The sequence below is a fragment of the Caballeronia sp. LjRoot29 genome (genome assembly GCF_964252755.1).
Classification (GTDB): Bacteria; Pseudomonadota; Gammaproteobacteria; order Burkholderiales; family Burkholderiaceae; genus Caballeronia.
The window spans coordinates 121,734-138,604 of record NZ_CAXUPU020000008.1 but is presented as its reverse complement, the minus strand read 5'-3'; the positions used below and the strand labels follow the sequence as shown (position 1 = coordinate 138,604).

At 58.1% G+C, this 16,871-nt stretch carries 16 protein-coding genes; 12 read left to right on the top strand and 4 right to left on the bottom strand.

The features are described 5' to 3' along the window. The first annotated feature begins 404 nt into the window (after positions 1 to 404). From ppsA to ACSQ83_RS12235, 3 genes are all read left to right on the top strand, one after another. On the top strand, positions 405 to 2,810 hold the full coding sequence (ppsA, locus tag ACSQ83_RS12245; RefSeq protein WP_414948373.1) for a phosphoenolpyruvate synthase: 2,406 nt from the start codon (positions 405 to 407) through the stop codon (positions 2,808 to 2,810). Positions 2,811 to 2,933: 123 nt separating this feature from the next. Beyond that, positions 2,934 to 3,362 carry an NfeD family protein gene (locus ACSQ83_RS12240; protein WP_414967002.1) on the top strand — a complete coding sequence of 143 codons (429 nt, stop codon included), beginning with the start codon at positions 2,934 to 2,936 and terminating at the stop codon, positions 3,360 to 3,362. Positions 3,363 to 3,437: 75 nt separating this feature from the next. Next, complete coding sequence (locus ACSQ83_RS12235) at positions 3,438 to 4,379, top strand: SPFH domain-containing protein (RefSeq protein WP_414948375.1); 942 nt, start codon at positions 3,438 to 3,440, stop codon at positions 4,377 to 4,379. A gap of 104 nt (positions 4,380 to 4,483) precedes the next feature. On the opposite strand, the gene smpB is transcribed toward ACSQ83_RS12235, so the two are convergent. Beyond that, entirely contained in the window at positions 4,484 to 4,933 is a 450-nt protein-coding gene (gene smpB / locus ACSQ83_RS12230) for an SsrA-binding protein SmpB (RefSeq protein WP_047896703.1), read from the bottom strand. Between the two features lie 99 nt (positions 4,934 to 5,032). Here smpB and ACSQ83_RS12225 point away from each other — a divergent pair, with 99 nt between their 5' ends. From ACSQ83_RS12225 to ACSQ83_RS12190, 8 genes are all read left to right on the top strand, one after another. Then, entirely contained in the window at positions 5,033 to 5,467 is a 435-nt protein-coding gene (locus ACSQ83_RS12225) for a type II toxin-antitoxin system RatA family toxin (RefSeq protein WP_414948376.1), read from the top strand. Further along, positions 5,464 to 5,796 carry an RnfH family protein gene (locus ACSQ83_RS12220; protein ID WP_436228297.1) on the top strand — a complete coding sequence of 111 codons (333 nt, stop codon included), beginning with the start codon at positions 5,464 to 5,466 and terminating at the stop codon, positions 5,794 to 5,796. The genes ACSQ83_RS12225 and ACSQ83_RS12220 overlap by 4 nt, the downstream gene beginning before the upstream one ends. A 211-nt stretch (positions 5,797 to 6,007) precedes the next feature. Beyond that, the gene (guaB, locus tag ACSQ83_RS12215; protein WP_436228296.1) at positions 6,008 to 7,468 is read left to right on the top strand and encodes an IMP dehydrogenase; all 1,461 of its coding nucleotides are present in this window, start codon (positions 6,008 to 6,010) and stop codon (positions 7,466 to 7,468) included. A 2-nt stretch (positions 7,469 to 7,470) separates the two neighbouring features. Continuing rightward, a complete protein-coding gene (locus ACSQ83_RS12210; RefSeq protein ID WP_436228295.1) occupies positions 7,471 to 8,268 on the top strand; it encodes a hypothetical protein in 798 nt (265 codons plus the stop codon). 221 nt (positions 8,269 to 8,489) lie between these two features. Then, complete coding sequence (gene guaA, locus ACSQ83_RS12205) at positions 8,490 to 10,070, top strand: glutamine-hydrolyzing GMP synthase (protein ID WP_436228294.1); 1,581 nt, start codon at positions 8,490 to 8,492, stop codon at positions 10,068 to 10,070. A gap of 52 nt (positions 10,071 to 10,122) precedes the next feature. Next, positions 10,123 to 10,602 carry a helix-turn-helix domain-containing protein gene (locus ACSQ83_RS12200; RefSeq protein ID WP_436228293.1) on the top strand — a complete coding sequence of 160 codons (480 nt, stop codon included), beginning with the start codon at positions 10,123 to 10,125 and terminating at the stop codon, positions 10,600 to 10,602. Next, a complete protein-coding gene (locus ACSQ83_RS12195) occupies positions 10,599 to 11,876 on the top strand; it encodes a type II toxin-antitoxin system HipA family toxin (protein ID WP_436228292.1) in 1,278 nt (425 codons plus the stop codon). The genes ACSQ83_RS12200 and ACSQ83_RS12195 overlap by 4 nt, the downstream gene beginning before the upstream one ends. 170 nt (positions 11,877 to 12,046) lie before the next feature. Next, positions 12,047 to 14,251, top strand: coding sequence for an OsmC domain/YcaO domain-containing protein (locus ACSQ83_RS12190; protein ID WP_436228291.1), 2,205 nt, complete (start codon positions 12,047 to 12,049; stop codon positions 14,249 to 14,251). 282 nt (positions 14,252 to 14,533) lie between these two features. Here ACSQ83_RS12190 and ACSQ83_RS12185 read toward each other — a convergent pair whose 3' ends face one another. The 3 genes from ACSQ83_RS12185 to ACSQ83_RS12175 are packed head-to-tail and all read right to left on the bottom strand — an operon-like array spanning position 14,534 to position 15,428. Continuing rightward, on the bottom strand, positions 14,534 to 14,878 hold the full coding sequence (locus ACSQ83_RS12185; protein WP_436228290.1) for a hypothetical protein: 345 nt from the start codon (positions 14,876 to 14,878) through the stop codon (positions 14,534 to 14,536). Then, the gene (locus ACSQ83_RS12180; protein WP_436228338.1) at positions 14,875 to 15,306 is read right to left on the bottom strand and encodes an SbcC/MukB-like Walker B domain-containing protein; all 432 of its coding nucleotides are present in this window, start codon (positions 15,304 to 15,306) and stop codon (positions 14,875 to 14,877) included. Before ACSQ83_RS12180 ends, ACSQ83_RS12185 begins: the two co-directional genes overlap by 4 nt. After that, entirely contained in the window at positions 15,201 to 15,428 is a 228-nt protein-coding gene (locus ACSQ83_RS12175; RefSeq protein ID WP_436228289.1) for a hypothetical protein, read from the bottom strand. The genes ACSQ83_RS12180 and ACSQ83_RS12175 overlap by 106 nt, the downstream gene beginning before the upstream one ends. 301 nt (positions 15,429 to 15,729) lie before the next feature. Here ACSQ83_RS12175 and ACSQ83_RS12170 point away from each other — a divergent pair, with 301 nt between their 5' ends. Beyond that, positions 15,730 to 16,803 carry an NAD(P)/FAD-dependent oxidoreductase gene (locus tag ACSQ83_RS12170; protein ID WP_436228288.1) on the top strand — a complete coding sequence of 358 codons (1,074 nt, stop codon included), beginning with the start codon at positions 15,730 to 15,732 and terminating at the stop codon, positions 16,801 to 16,803. Positions 16,804 to 16,871: the final 68 nt, after the last annotated feature.

Here is a 16,871-nt window from a genome sequence, read left to right as displayed (position 1 = left end):
CGTTCAGGCGAATATCTTCAAACTACGCATCCACTAAAATGCCCGATGTGCGCCGTCATACCATTGGCGTGTGAAGGGCCTCATTGCTCGGTGCTTTTATGCCCCGCGATGAAACATTTCGAAGAGTTAGCACGGTAGAATAGCGGCAACCTGTTCGATAAGCAATTGCGAACGATTAATCATCGATTCACGGAAGTTACCGCTCATTGGTGCGTTTTAGAAACAAAACGTAGTTTTTATGGGCAGTTTTAACCGATATCGATGTCTTTCGAAGCTGTGTTTTTCAGCGATGCAGCATGTGCTTATCAAACAGGTTATGCAGGTTACGGTATGCGCTTCCAATGAGCGCCGCCGTTACGAGCCCACTTGCATGATCGTGAATTCCATCCACCTTAGGGGCTTACATGACTAACGAAGCTAACGTTGCAAAGGACCAGGCGTATGTAGTGCCATTCGAGCAGTTGCGAATGACCGACGTCGACATTGTCGGCGGCAAGAACGCATCACTCGGCGAGATGATCAGCCAGCTCGCCGAAGCAGGCGTGCAGGTGCCAACAGGTTTTGCGACCACGGCGCAGGCGTTTCGCGACTTCCTGCATCACAACAACCTGACCGATCGCATCGCCAAACGTCTGGAACTCTTCGACGTAGACGACGTGAAAGCCCTGGCCGAAGCCGGCAAGGAAATCCGTCAATGGATCGTCGACGCGCCGATGCAACCGCGCCTCGAAGAATTGATCCGCAAAGGCTTTGACACGCTGCAAAACGGCTCGCCGGAAGAGCTTTCGTTCGCCGTGCGTTCGTCGGCGACCGCTGAAGACTTGCCGGACGCATCGTTCGCGGGTCAGCAGGAAAGTTATCTGAACGTGGTTGGCATCGACGAAGTGCTCGATCGCATGAAGCACGTGTTCGCGTCGCTGTATAACGACCGCGCTATTTCGTATCGTGTGCATAAGGGTTTTACGCACGCTGAAGTCGCGTTGTCGGCAGGCGTGCAGCGCATGGTCCGCTCGGACGTGGGCGCAGCCGGCGTGATGTTCACGCTCGACACCGAATCGGGTTTTAAAGACGCCGTGTTCATTACGTCGAGCTACGGCCTGGGCGAAACGGTCGTGCAGGGCGCCGTGAACCCGGACGAGTTCTATGTCTTCAAAACCACGCTCGAACAAGGCAAGTACCCCATCATCCGACGTTCGATCGGCTCGAAGCTCATCAAGATGGAATTCACCAACGCTGGCGAAGCCGGCCGCGTGAAGACCGTCGACGTATCGCACGAGCAGCGCAACCGCTTCTCCATCACCGACGAAGACGTGATCCAGCTCGCGAAGTACGCGGTGATCATCGAAAAGCATTATCAGCGTCCCATGGACATCGAGTGGGGCAAGGACGGCCGCGACGGCAAGATCTTCATTCTCCAGGCACGTCCCGAGACGGTGAAGAGCCAGGCTGCGGGCAAGGCTGAAATGCGCTTCAAGCTGAAGGGCCAGTCGAACGTACTGGCAACCGGCCGCGCGATCGGCCAGAAGATTGGTGCAGGTCCGGTGCGCGTGATTCGCGATCCGTCGGAGATGGATCGCGTGCAGCCCGGCGACGTGCTGGTAGCCGACATGACCGACCCGAACTGGGAGCCGGTGATGAAGCGCGCATCGGCTATTGTGACGAATCGCGGCGGACGGACTTGTCACGCGGCCATCATTGCACGCGAACTGGGCGTCCCGGCAGTAGTGGGTTGCGGCGATGCAACCGACATCCTGAAGGAAGGCCAGCTGGTGACGGTGTCGTGCGCTGAAGGCGACGAAGGCAAGATCTACGACGGCTTGCTCGAAACCGAAGTGACCGAAGTCGAGCGCGGCGAACTGCCCGAGATTCCGGTCAAGATCATGATGAACGTCGGCAATCCGCAGCTCGCCTTCGACTTCTCGCATCTGCCGAATGCAGGCGTGGGTCTGGCGCGGCTTGAGTTCATCATCAACAACAACATCGGCGTGCATCCGAAGGCGATTCTCGAGTACCCGAATGTTGATGCCGACTTGAAGAAAGCCGTGGAAAGCGTGGCGCGTGGTCATGCATCGCCGCGCGCGTTTTATGTCGACAAGTTGACTGAAGGTATCGCGACGATCGCGGCGGCTTTCTATCCGAAGCCGGTGATCGTGCGTCTGTCCGATTTCAAGTCGAATGAGTACAAGAAGCTGATCGGCGGTTCGCGTTATGAGCCGGACGAAGAGAACCCAATGCTCGGCTTCCGTGGCGCGTCGCGTTATATCTCGGAAGACTTCGCTGAAGCCTTCCAGATGGAATGCATCGCGTTGAAGAAAGTGCGCGAAGAAATGGGCCTCGATAACGTCGAGATCATGGTGCCGTTCGTACGTACGCTGGCACAGGCTGAGAAGGTCGTTGGCCTGCTCGAGAAGTTTGGCCTGAAGCGCGGCGTCAACGGTCTGCGGTTGATCATGATGTGCGAGATTCCGTCGAACGCGATTCTTGCCGAGGAGTTCCTGCAATTCTTCGACGGTTTCTCGATCGGATCGAATGACTTGACGCAGCTCACGCTGGGTCTGGACCGCGATTCGGGCATGGAATTGCTCGCAATTGATTTTGACGAACGCGACCCGGCGGTGCAGTTCATGCTGAAGCGCGCGATTGAAACGTGTCTGCGGCTCGGCAAGTACGTGGGCATTTGCGGTCAAGGCCCGTCGGACCATCCGGACCTCGCCGAATGGCTTGCGAAGGAAGGCATTGAGTCGATGTCGCTGAACCCGGACACGATCATCGATACATGGAAGACGCTGGCGAAGGCTTTGAACAAGTAAGCGCACTAGCTCGGCGCAAGATGTGAAACATGCGGCTGGATCGAAAGAGTATGAACCTTTCAAAACAGTAAGCGTGCTATAACACCCCGGACGTTCCGGGGTGTTTTTGTTTGGAGGTAACGCATGGCTGCTAACGGACTTTTCTGGTGGATCGGCGCCGGGGTGCTCGTGTTGCTCGAGTTGATGTCCGGCACGTTTTATCTGTTGATGGTGGCGATTGGTTTCATCGCGGGCGGGATCGCGCATTTCTTTGGAGCGGGACTGGAGATCGAACTGCTCGTGGCTGCGTTGGTCGCGATGATCGCGGTCACTGTGTTACGGCGTTCGAAGCTGGGTCATGTCACTCGACGCGATGCATCGCATGATCCGGGCGTGAACCTGGACATTGGCGAGACGTTGAAGGTGAATGAGTGGCATGAAGGCCGCGCGCGGGCGCTGTATCGCGGAGCGGAATGGGACATTGAACTGGCGCCGGGGGAAACCGAAGGCGCACACATGTACAGGATCACGGCATTTTCCGGTAATACGCTGGTGGTGGCGGCAAAACGCTGAGACGCTGGACCGGGGTTTCAGCTTTCCCAAAGTAGGCCAATAAGACAGGCAAGACACGCATAACAAGGAGTAGAGATGGACGTGACTATCATCGGGGCTATTTTGTTGATCATCGTCATCGCGATTGCCGCGCAGACGATCAAGATCGTGCCGCAACAACACGCATGGGTGCTGGAACGGCTCGGGCGCTATCACGCGACCCTCACGCCGGGGCTGACCATCGTCCTGCCGTTCATCGACCGCGTGGCCTACAAGCACGTGCTGAAGGAAATTCCGCTCGAAGTGCCGAGCCAGGTCTGTATCACGCGCGACAACACGCAGTTGCAGGTGGACGGCGTGCTGTACTTCCAGGTGACGGACGCCATGAAAGCGTCGTACGGATCGAGCAACTTCATCTACGCGATCACGCAGTTGTCGCAGACCACGCTGCGTTCGGTGATCGGCAAGCTGGAACTCGACAAGACTTTCGAAGAACGCGACTACATCAACCACAGCATCGTCACGTCGCTCGATCAGGCCGCGGCGAACTGGGGCGTAAAGGTGCTGCGTTATGAAATCAAGGATCTGACGCCGCCGAAGGAAATCCTGCACGCGATGCAGGCGCAAATCACGGCCGAGCGTGAGAAGCGTGCGGTGATTGCTGCGTCCGAAGGTCGCAAGCAGGAGCAGATTAATATCGCGTGGGGCGCACGCGAAGCGGCCATTCACAAGTCCGAAGGTGAACGTCAGGCGCAGATTAACCAGGCTGAAGGCGAGGCGTCGGCCATTCTGGCAGTGGCCGTTGCGAATGCTCAGGCGATTGAGAAGATTGGCGCAGCGATACAAACATCCGGCGGCATGGAAGCGGTCAACCTGAAGGTCGCCGAGCAATATGTCACTGCGTTCGGGAACATCGCCAAGCAGGGCAATACGCTGATCGTGCCCGGGAATTTGTCGGAGATGAGTTCGATGATCGCGTCGGCGCTGAGCATCATCAAGGCCGACGGAGCCGGTGGCGGCGTGATTCGTAAGAGCTGAAATCTCGCGTTAGCTGAGCCGGCTAACGTTAAGAAAAAAGGGCGTCGACTATCTGGTCGACGCCCTTTTTGCATTGGATATGCTCACTGTCATGCTGATGGTGCTCAATGCTTGGCACCGCGCATGATTTGCGCTTTTTCGCGTTCCCAGTCGCGTTTTTTCTCGGTTTCGCGTTTGTCGTGAAGCTTCTTGCCCTTCGCGAGACCGATTTCGCATTTCACGCGACCGCCTTTGTAATGGAAGTTCAGCGGCACGAGCGTATGACCTTTTTGCTCGACCTTGCCGATGAGCTTCGAGATCTCTTCGCTATGCAGCAGCAGCTTGCGTGTGCGGACCGGGTCTGGATGGATGTGGGTCGATGCTTCAGGCAACGGGCTGATGTGCGCGCCGATCAGGAACAGTTCACCGTCACGAATGATGACGTAACCTTCCTTGATCTGGCCGCGGCCGGCCCGGAGCGCCTTGACTTCCCACCCTTCCAGCACGAGCCCGGCCTCGTAGCGATCTTCGATGAAGTAATCGAAGAAGGCTTTTCTGTTGTCGATGATGCTCATGAATGAAAAGTGCCTAACTCGTTTAAAATCCTGATTTTAGCAGCGCGGGCGAGGTAAAGCCCGCAAAGCTTCCCACTCTTGCCACGCGTTGCGCCCTTTATGGCAGATGTCCAGAAAACTGTATTGATTCGCCATTCTGCAGAGCAGATGTTCGACCTCGTCACCGATGTCCCCGATTACCCGAATTTTTTGCCATGGTGTGGAGGCGTAGAAGTAGGCCGCCACGACGAACACAGCATGGAAGCGAAGATCCACATCAATTTCAAGGGCATCAAGCAGCATTTCGCTACGCGCAACGTCCATACGCGGCCGACCACCATCGATATGGAGTTCATGGACGGCCCTTTCAAGAAGTTCACCGGTTACTGGCGGTTCACGCCGTTGCGTGCCGATGCTTGCAAGATCGAGTTCGCGCTGCACTACGAATTTTCGAACATCATTCTCGAGAAGATCATCGGGCCGGTGTTTAGTCACATTGCGCACACGTTCGTGGATTCGTTCGTGAAGCGCGCCGATCAGCGGTATGGGAAATGATGGCGCTCTCCGTCGAGGTTTGTTATACGTTGCCGGAGGGAAAGAGTGCGATTTGCGCGCTTTCTCTGGGCGAAGGCGTGACGGTGCGGGAGGCTATCGACGCCAGTGGTTTGCTCGCGCAGTTTCCCGAGATCGATCTGACTGTGCAGAAAGTGGGCGTTTTTGGAAAGATCCAGACGCTGGATGCCGTGCTTGCTGATCACGACCGGGTGGAGATTTATCGGCCGTTAAAGGTCGATCCGAAGGTCGCGCGGCAAAGGCGGGTCGAGAAGACGCGGCGCGGCGGGTCCATAGAAGGGCGCCGGTGGACGCGTAAGGAAGCGCGGTAAGGCAATGCCCCATGCTTCCCTGGTTTCGCAAAACCGAACTTGTATCGAACGCTAATCGAGCGAAAAAGCGAAACCGCGGGGTAAATCGGTCACGCGTCCAAGGCCCGTAAATTGCGGCGAAAAACGGGAAGCGCCGCGTAAGCTGCTGTTCGGTCAGTGAAAATCCGGGGAACTATCGGTATAATTCGGTTTTGCGCCCATAGGATTTGCCATGCGTCTGATCCAGAAAGCACTCACGTTCGATGACGTGCTCCTCGTGCCCGCGTTTTCCAACGTTCTCCCGCGCGACACCAGCCTGAAAACACAGGTTACCCGCAAGATATCCCTGAATATGCCCCTGTTGTCCGCCGCCATGGACACAGTCACCGAAGGCCGGCTCGCTATTGCGATGGCCCAGCTCGGCGGCGTCGGCATCATTCACAAGAACCTTACCGCTGCCGAACAGGCCCGCGAAGTCGCCAAAGTAAAGCGCTTCGAATCAGGCGTCGTGCGCGACCCGATCACCGTTCCGCCGCAAATGAAAGTGCGCGACGTGATTGCGCTCACGCGACAGCACGGCATTTCCGGCTTTCCGGTGGTGGAAGGGCCGCAACTGATCGGCATTGTGACGAACCGGGATCTGCGTTTCGAAGAACGTCTCGACGACGAAGTGCGCAAGATCATGACGCCGCGTGAGCGTCTTGTGACCGTCAAGGAAGGCACGCCGCTCGCCGAAGCCAAGGCGCTGATGCACAGTCATCGGCTGGAACGCGTGCTGGTCGTCAACGACGCGTTTGAATTGCGCGGCCTCATGACGGTCAAGGACATCACCAAGCAAACCGAACACCCGGATGCCTGCAAGGACGAACACGGCAAGCTGCGCGCCGGCGCGGCAGTGGGCGTGGGTCCGGAGAACGAAGAGCGCGTCGAGGCACTGTCGGCGGCGGGCGTGGACATCATCGTGGTGGATACGGCGCACGGTCACAGTCAGGGCGTGCTTGAACGCGTGCGCTGGGTGAAGCAGAACTATCCGCACATTGAAGTGATCGGCGGGAATATCGCCACGGCTGCGGCCGCCAAGGCGCTTGTGGAATACGGCGCCGATGGCGTGAAGGTCGGTATCGGCCCGGGTTCAATCTGCACGACGCGGATCGTGGCGGGTGTGGGCGTTCCGCAAATTACGGCAGTGGCTAACGTGTCGGACGCGTTGCGCGGCTCGGGCGTGCCGGTGATCTCGGATGGCGGCGTCCGTTTTTCCGGCGATGTCAGCAAAGCGCTCGCAGCCGGCGCGGACGCGGTGATGATGGGCAGCATGCTGGCCGGCACCGAAGAATCGCCCGGCGACGTGTTCCTGTTCCAGGGCCGCCAGTTCAAGGCGTATCGCGGCATGGGTTCGGTCGGCGCGATGAAAGACGGTGCCGCGGACCGGTATTTCCAGGACAACTCGGCGAATATCGACAAGCTCGTGCCGGAAGGCATTGAAGGGCAGGTCGCCTATAAGGGCTCGGTCAACGCCATCCTGTTCCAGGTGGTCGGCGGCGTCCGGGCGAGCATGGGATATTGCGGCTGCCGCAATATCGCCGAAATGCACGATAAAGCCGAATTCGTCCAGATCACGGGTGCCGGCATGCGCGAGTCGCACGTGCACGACGTGCAGATCACGAAGGAAGCGCCCAACTACCACGTGGACTGACCATGAAACCGCTGCTGCGCGCTGTTCTTGTCATCAATGCACTGATTTTCCTGGCCTTTGGCGTGCTGTTCCTGCTCACGCCATGGACAGCTTTGTGGGCATCGATGCATCTGGTGACCGTGCAGCCGCCGTTTATCGGACAGTTGTTCGGGATCGCGCTGATCGGGATTGCGTGGCTCGCGGTTCATGCTGCTATCGATGGTGCGCTGACCGCGACTGCCGCGAAGGTATCGGGACATGTGGAGTGGTTGTCGGGCCTCGTGATGATGGTTTGGCTTCTGGGACTGCATACGCCCGAGCTGACGGGGTTTGGTCAGGTGGTCGCGGCGCTGGTTGGCGTGGCCATGCTGGTGCTGGGGCTTGGCAGCGTAAGGCTGTCAGGCGCGGTGCGGCGGCGTGAGCGCGCCGCGCTGGCCGGCGCTGCCGCGGCTGAGCGTGCCGAGAAGCGGGCGGCGAAGACCAAGGTGGATGAACGCGTCACGCCGCCGCCGAGGCCTTTGTCGTCGGACCCCGTTGCGCCGGCGAATCCTCGGTGGGATAACGAGCCCGTTGTAGGCGAGGCTATTGCTCGTCCCCTTGCGCCGGCGCCGTCGGCTACCGCGTTTGATCCTGCTACTGGCCACGTGGTCGATCCGGCTACGGGGCGTTCGCTGGATCCCGCCACGGGCCGCGCATTCGATCCCGTCAGCGGTCACAAGATCGATCCTGAAACGGGTCGTCCGATCGATCCGGTCACCGGGCGTACCGTAGACCCGGTGACTGGCCAGTTTATCGACCCGGTTCGCCGCGATCCACGCTGAAAATTTGTGCTGTGTTGGGTGGGTCGAATATTTATCGATGAACGAAGCGTTTCGTTTTATCGATGAACCTGTCTTGCTGCGGTCGGCTTTGAGCGCCGGCCGTTGAACTTTCTGCCTTACGCTTTGACGATGGCGATACGCGGAACTTCATTCCTGCTGCGTGCTTTATCGTTTTCGCTTTTTGCCAACCTTTTCTGTTCACTCGCCTTCCGGCCGCTGCCATGCACGACAAGATCCTGATTCTCGATTTCGGCTCCCAAGTCACCCAGTTGATCGCACGACGCATCCGCGAATCACATGTGTATTCGGAGATCCATCCGTACGACGTCGACGACGCATTCATCCGCGAGTTCGCGCCGAAGGGCATCATTTTGTCGGGCGGCCCGAATTCGGTCACCGAACTCGGCTCGCCGCGCGCGCCGCGCGCCGTGTTTGATCTCGGCGTGCCCGTGCTCGGCATTTGCTACGGCATGCAGACGATGGCCGTACAGCTCGGCGGCAAGGTCGAACTTGGCAATGTCCGTGAATTCGGTTACGCCGAGGTGCGGGCGCATAACCACACAAGCTTCCTGAACGGCATTGAAGACTTCCAGACGGCCGAAGGTCACGGCATGCTGAAAGTGTGGATGAGCCACGGCGACAAGGTCGCGGACATGCCCGTCGGATTCAAGATGATGGCCTCTACGCCGGCTTGCCCGATCGCTGCAATGGCCGATGACGAGCGCCATTTCTACGGCCTTCAGTGGCATCCGGAAGTCACGCATACCGTGCAAGGGCGCGCGATGCTCGATCGATTCGTGCTCGAGTTGTGCGGTGCGCGGCCGGATTGGGAGATGGGGCATTACATCGACGAAGCGGTCGAGAAGATTCGCGCGCAAGTCGGCGATGAGCACGTGATCCTGGGGTTGTCGGGCGGCGTGGATTCGTCGGTGGCGGCGGCGCTTTTGCATCGCGCGATTGGCGCGCAATTGACGTGCGTTTTTGTTGACCATGGATTGCTGCGGTTGAATGAAGCCGAGCAGGTCATGACGACGTTCGCCGATCACCTTGGCGTGAAGGTGATTCATGTCGATGCGAGCGACGTGTTTTTATCGAAGCTTGCCGGGGTGACTGATCCTGAAGCGAAGCGGAAGATTATTGGCGCTGAGTTTGTTGAAGTGTTCCAGACGGAAGCCAACAAGCTGGCGGACGCAAAGTGGCTCGCGCAAGGGACGATCTATCCGGATGTGATCGAGTCGGCGGGCAAGGGCAAGAAGGGCCACACGATCAAGAGCCATCACAACGTGGGTGGGTTGCCCGAGACGCTGAATTTGAAGTTGCTTGAACCGCTGCGCGAATTGTTCAAGGACGAAGTGCGCGAATTGGGCGTGAAGCTGGGGCTGCCACCGGCGATGGTTTATCGGCATCCGTTCCCGGGACCGGGTTTGGGCGTGCGGATTCTGGGCGAGGTGAAGAAGGAGTTCGCTGAGTTGCTGCGTCACGCGGATGCGATTTTTATCGAAACGTTGAGGAATACCTTCGATAAGGAATCGGGTAAGTCGTGGTACGAACTCACGAGCCAGGCTTTTGCGGTGTTCTTGCCGGTGAAGAGCGTGGGCGTCATGGGCGATGGGCGGACTTATGAATATGTGGTCGCGCTGAGGGCCGTGCAGACGCTGGACTTCATGACCGCGCAATGGGCGCATCTGCCGCATGAATTGTTAGGGCAGGTTTCGAACCGGATTATTAACGAGGTTAGAGGGATTAATCGCGTTGTTTATGATATTTCGGGGAAGCCGCCGGCTACGATTGAGTGGGAGTGAAAAGGAAAATATTCTTTCCTTTTTAGCCTGATAAAGTTGTAATATTGACTTTATGGCTAAGAAAACCGCTCCCTTGCTGCCTGCTACCGAGTTGCGTTTGCAGCAATTCGGGCAGCGTTTGCGGCTAGCGCGCCTGCGTCGCCGCTTGACCGGCAAGCAGGTGGCCGAGCGTGCGGGCATGACGCCTATTACGTTGCGTAGCCTCGAAAAAGGCAGCTCGGGGGTCACGATGGGTGCTTACCTGGCAGTTATGCAGGCCTTGGGCGCTGAGAAGGATCTTGATCTTCTGCTCACGGACGACACGCTCGGTCGTGACTTGCAGGATGCCGCGCTGGTGCGGCGCTCAAGCCGACCAAAGCGGGCTGCGGCGTTGCCACCAGAGCGTCGAACATCATCTTCTCCTCAGAACCCAACCATGCCGGAGCCGATCGGCCCCAGTGAGTGGGTGGCGGATCACGCATTCGTGAGCGCTGAAAGTCTGGCGTCCTTACTCAAGTCTCCTCATTCAAAGAAAAAAGGACCGGAGAGATGAAGGAGGGGTTCGTTGGAATTTATGCTGACTGGGACGAGCTTGCCGAGCCGCTGCGCTTGGGCAGGCTCTATTCGCATCGTGCGGCTGCCCGGGAAGTATTCGAGTACGAATTTGACGCTGACGCGCTGGCTCGTCCCGATATGGCGGGTTTTAAACTCGATCCGCGGCTCGGATGGTTCGCAGGCCGACAGTATCCGCCGGCGGGCCAGGAGACGTTTGGTGTTTTCGCCGACGCCAGCCCGGATCGCTGGGGACGAGTGCTGATGCGCCGCCGTCTTGAGCGCGCGCAGCGTGCCGGCCAGGTTGATCCTAAGGCTCGGCTCTACGAATCCGACTATCTCTTAGGCGTGCATGACATGTATCGCGCTGGGGCTCTTCGTTTCCGTCGCAACGATGAGGGCCCGTTTCTAGACGATCAGAACGATATCGCCGCGCCTCCCTTTGTTCAGCTGCGCGCACTCGAGGCCGCGAGCCTGGCTCTGGAGCGCGACGAGGACAATACGGCGACCGAAGCGGACGAGTGGCTGCGGATGCTGATCGCGCCCGGCGGCTCCTTGGGTGGTGCCCGTCCCAAATCCTGTGTGGTTGATCCAAACGGCCATCTGTGGATTGCGAAGTTTCCAAGCGTTCGAGATGAGTTCGATGTCGGCGCATGGGAAATGGTGGTGTACACGCTGGCTAAGGCCTGCGGCCTTGACGTTCCCGACGCACTGGTACGGCGCTTCAATAGCGCCGATCACACCTTCCTGGTTAAACGCTTCGATCGCACGGTAGCCGGACGGCGGCGGCACTTTGCCTCTGCAATGAACCTGACCGGTCGTCAGGATGGCGACGATGCTTCGACCGGCGCCAGCTATCTTGAGATAGCCCAAGTGTTGATGACAGACGGTGCACGTACCAATGCCGATCTGCGTGAGCTATGGTCGCGCATCGTTTTTAATCTGTTGGTATCGAACACGGATGACCACCTGCGTAATCACGGGTTCTTGCTCGAGCCGGGCAGGGGGTGGGCGCTGTCTCCGGCATTCGATATGAATCCCGTACAGCATGCGCATGGCTTGAAACTGAACATTAGCGAGTCGGACAGCGCGATTGATTTGGAGTTGGCACGGTCGGTTGCACCTTATTTCAGGTTGTCCACGAGCGAGGCTGACGAAATTATCAGTGAGCAACAGCAACTCATTTCGCAATGGCGAACTATCGCAACATCTTTGGGTATTCCCATCGCTCAGCAACGACAATTCACCACCGCCTTTCGATTATCTGAGCAATAGGCGGGGGGTAAAGCACATGTCGATCACAGCCGATCCTCCAACCACTCGGCATGGTTGAGTGGGAGTAAACTTCCTGCCAAGAAACCTCATTCGCTCGTTGATCGCCTATCCAGGCCCTGTTTTTACAGGGCTTTATATTTTGTTTTGAGCACCATTTTTGGAATTTCCCCATGGAAATCAAAGTCAACTTTCTCGATAAGCTGCGTCTTGAAGCCAAGTTCGATGACTTCACGGTAGTCGCCGACCAGCCTATCCGCTATAAGGGCGATGGCTCGGCGCCGGGTCCCTTCGATTATTTTCTGGCCTCATCGGCTTTGTGCGCGGCTTATTTCGTGAAGTTGTACTGCGTAACGCGCAATATTCCCACCGAAAACATCCGCCTGTCGCAGAACAATATTGTTGATCCGGAAAACCGGTACCAGCAGATTTTCAAGATTCAGGTCGAGTTGCCGGCGGATATCACGGCCAAGGACCGTCAGGGCATCTTGCGCTCCATCGACCGTTGTACCGTGAAGAAAGTGGTGCAAGCCGGGCCCGAGTTTGTCATCGAAGAGGTGGAGAACCTGGACGCCGATGCTCAGTCCTTGCTCATGCTGAAGCCGGCTTCTGACGCCAGCACCTTCATTGCCGGCAAGGATTTGCCGCTGGAGCAAACCATCGCCAATATGTCGGGCGTTTTGGCGGGCTTGGGCATCAAGATTGAAATCGCTTCGTGGCGCAATCTTGTTCCCAATGTGTGGTCGCTGCATATCCGCGATGCGCACTCGCCGATGTGTTTTACCAATGGCAAGGGAGCGACCAAGGAAAGCGCGCTGGCATCGGCGTTGGGAGAGTACATCGAGCGGCTGAATTGCAACCATTTCTATGCCGGCACGTTTTGGGGCGAAGACATCGCCAATGCGGCATTCGTACATTACCCGAATGAGCGCTGGTTCAAGCCTGGCCGTAAGGATGCGCTGCCGGCTGACATCCTGGATGCGTACTGCCTGGAAATTTATAATCCCGACGGCGAGTTACGCGGCTCGCATCTGGTCGACACCAACTCCGGCAATGTGCAGCGCGGTATCTGTTCGCTGCCGTTCGTGCGGCAGTCGGACGGAGAAGTGGTGTATTTCCCGTCCAACCTCATCGAGAACCTGTTCGTCAGCAACGGCATGAGCGCCGGTAATACGCTGGCCGAAGCGCAGGTGCAATGTCTGTCGGAAATTTTCGAACGGGCGGTAAAGCGTGAAATTCTCGAAGGTGAAATCGCATTGCCTGACGTGCCGCATGAAGTGCTGGCGAAATATCCTGGCATTCTGGCCGGGATTCAGGGGTTGGAAGAGCAGGGCTTTCCGGTGCTGGTAAAGGATGCGTCGCTGGGTGGAACCTACCCGGTGATGTGCGTCACATTGATGAACCCGCGGACCGGCGGTGTCTTCGCCTCGTTCGGCGCGCATCCAAGCCTCGAGGTGGCGCTGGAACGGAGCCTTACCGAGTTGCTACAGGGCCGCAGTTTTGAAGGCCTGAACGAACTGCCTCGGCCCACCTTTGCCAGTGAAGCCGTGACTGAGCCCAATAACTTTGTCGAGCACTTCATTGATTCCAGCGGAATTGTGTCATGGCGCTTTTTCAGCGCCAAAGCGGATTTCGATTTTGTTGAATGGGATTTTTCTGGTCAGGGTGCAAACTCCAATGCCGACGAAGCCGCAACCTTGTTCGGAATTCTCGAAGAAATGGGCAAAGAAATATACGTGGCGAAGTATGACCAGCTGGGCGCGGTGGCCTGCCGGATTTTGGTGCCCGGGTATTCAGAGGTTTATCCGGTAGAGGATTTAGTCTGGGATAACACGAACAAGGCGCTGTTGTTCCGAGCCGATATCTTGAACTTGCATCGTCTGGACGATGCCGGCCTGGCAGCGTTAATTGAGCGGTTGGATAACAACGAACTGGATGAGCACTCCGATATTGCCACTTTGATCGGCATCGAGTTTGACGAGAATACAGACTGGGGGCAGCTCACCGTTCTCGAGTTGAAGCTGCTGATTCATCTTGCTCTGAAGCAATTTGAGGAGGCACAAGAGCTGGTGGGAGCTTTCCTGCAGTACAACGACAACACGGTCGAACGCGGATTGTTTTACCAGGCCTTGAACGTGGTGCTGGAGGTGCTGCTCGATGACGACCTGAACCTGGACGACTACGTCGTCAACTTCCGTCGCATGTTTGGTAATGCTCGGATGGACGCAGCAATGGGGTCGGTGGACGGCAGCGTGCGGTTCTATGGCTTAACGCCGACGAGTATGAAACTGGAGGGTCTCGACAGGCACCACCGCCTGATCGACAGCTACAACAAACTGCATAAGGCGCGGGCCAATGCGGCGGCTACTGCGAGTTAGGGTCACGAGTCATGGCTGGATGTGATGACGCCGTTCATCCTCCAGCACAAACGGTCGTGGCGCGTCGAGTCGCAGAACGATTCCGTCCATCTATATCACCGAGCTGATTAGCCGGCAGATGGAAGATTGATCCCGCCAATCTGCTGTCTGAGCCGATCTGCCTGGGCGTAAGCGTAAGGAACGAGGCGAATTCACGGCCAGAACTGAACACGGGTGTGCCCGCTGCGAAGCATTGGGCCGAAATCCAAAACTCCGCGAGATTGGCGGTAGCCGCTCCACAGCCTATCGATCCCAAACCCTCAACGCGCCAGATCTCCCAGCAACTCTTCGCTCAACCCTTCTTCCGCAAAAGCCTGCCCATGCTCGCGCATCGGCGACGCCGGCCCGACGCAACGCGGTATCGATGAGATCAATCTCGAGCAATATCGAGTTCGAAATGCTCGGCTTTTTACCCATCAGCGACGCCAATATTTCGTGCTCATGCGGCGACAGTCCGGTCATGCGAAACGCAGCGCCGCGCTCGCCCGCTTCCCGGCTTCCAAGCGTGCGACGCAGACGCCTTCGCAACGCCGACAGCATGGGACCGCCAAGCAGCCGTTCGAGCCGGGCATCGACAGGCGCCGTCATGACGCTGGAAACCGGCGGCCGGGGTCGGCGTCGCGCGCTTTGGTGCGCCCGTCCCAGGTCCAGCGCGAGACGAATACCGCATCGATACCTTCACGCCGTTGCAACTGGCAGATCGCGACCCCTGGCAACGTCGCGTAGCAACCCCATTCGCGCTCGCTCGTGATGACAAAGTCGAGATCGAATTCGCGAATGAGACCCATGCAGTGGGCGCGGGCTGTGTCATCGATACCGGCGAACGCTTCGTCGAGCAGCATCAGGCGTGGCGCCAGCGCAAAGTTGCTGTGGCTGTAGAAGCTGGCGACTGCGGCAAAGAGCGGTACGGTCAGGCCCAGCGCCCGCTCACCGCTCGAGGCGGGACCGGATAGTTTGCGCCACTGGCCATCCTGCCAGCGCTCGACCCGGAACCGGTGCCATCGACGATAGTCCAGTGCGCGTGCCAGCTGATCGAGGAGACTGCCACTGTCGTCTTTGCGGGCGCCCGAATCTGCTCGTTCGCGCTCACATGCCGGAAGAGGTTAGCAGTATCGGCGGTATTGATTGATGCGGGCATCGGCGTCTCGGCTCCCGGTTGCATGTCGTCACGGGCGCATCCGCGTTATGCGTGTCCGGAAGCGCTCGCGTTGTGCGAGATTCGTTTGATTCTGGCACTTACTGCGGCTCAATTGATCGAGACCACGTTGGGATGCCTTTCGCGGCCGTGCGAACAGATTCGAGTGAGCGGCACGCGATCTTTATCCCTTCACATTCTACCCACACCGCCGGTGGTGCCTTCGTTGCCGTCGCCCAGCAGGTTCTGTATGGTGGATCAAACAGATGCTGCATCCTCGCCAGCATGACACCACGGATAATGAATGACTTCTGAAGCAGGCACTCGCGTCGATGGATTAATGGCGCCATTGCGTACCGACGTACTGATTGTCGGCGCGGGACCCGTGGGCCTCTTTGCGGCATTCGAGGCGGGTGTGATTGGTTTATCGTGTCAGATCGTCGATACGCTCGAACGGATCGGCGGCCAATGCATCGAGTTGTATCCGGATAAACCCATCTACGATATCCCCGCCATTCCTTCGTGCACCGCACGCGAGCTTGTCGACCGGCTCATGGAGCAGTGTCGCCCCTTCGATGTCCCGATTCACTTAGGTCAACGAGTCGAAACCGTTCAGCAACGCGAAGACGGCCGCTGGACAGTCACGACAAACCAGGGCCTCCTATTCGATACCGCCGCGATCATGCTGGCTGCCGGGAATGGCGCGTTCGTACCGCAACGTCTGGCGCTCCCCGAAGCAACACCGCTTGAAGATAGCCACGTTCATTACAGCGTGCGCAATCTCGCCGATTTCGCCGATAAGACCGTGATAGTCGCCGGCGGCGGCGACTCCGCGCTCGACTGGGCGCTGGCGTTGCGCAAGGTCGCGCGCCGAGTCGTGCTGGTGCATCGGCGCAATGGCTTCAGCGCGGTGGCATCGAGTGTCGATGCGATGAGGCGCGCGGTGGACGCGGGAGAAATGGAGTTCATGGTCGGTTCTATCGGTGCGTTGTCAGCGCCTGAGGACAAGCTGGCATCGATAGAGATCCGGCAGATTGGCGGTACGGCGCAGATCAATGCGGATCATCTGGTCGTGTTGTACGGTCTGGTCGCCGACCTCGGACCAATCGCGAACTGGGGTTTGAAAGTCGTCGGCGGCCGAGTCGATGTAGATACGTCGAACTATGAAAGCTCACGACCGGGAATCTTCGCGGTGGGAGATATCGCGAACTATCCGAACAAACAAAAGCTGATTCTTTCGGGCTTTCACGAAGCGTCGCTGGCACTGCGGAAGGCGTACACCTACGCGTATCCTGACAAAAAGCGGGTGCATGTGCATTCCAGTTACGACGCCGGCCTGGCTGAGCGCATTGCCACGGGTTCGGCGCATCAGGAGTGAGCGGCGACTGAGCCGGCTGGCATAAACTACAAGCTCAACCCCGCCACGCAGCACCCTTTTTCAGGGAG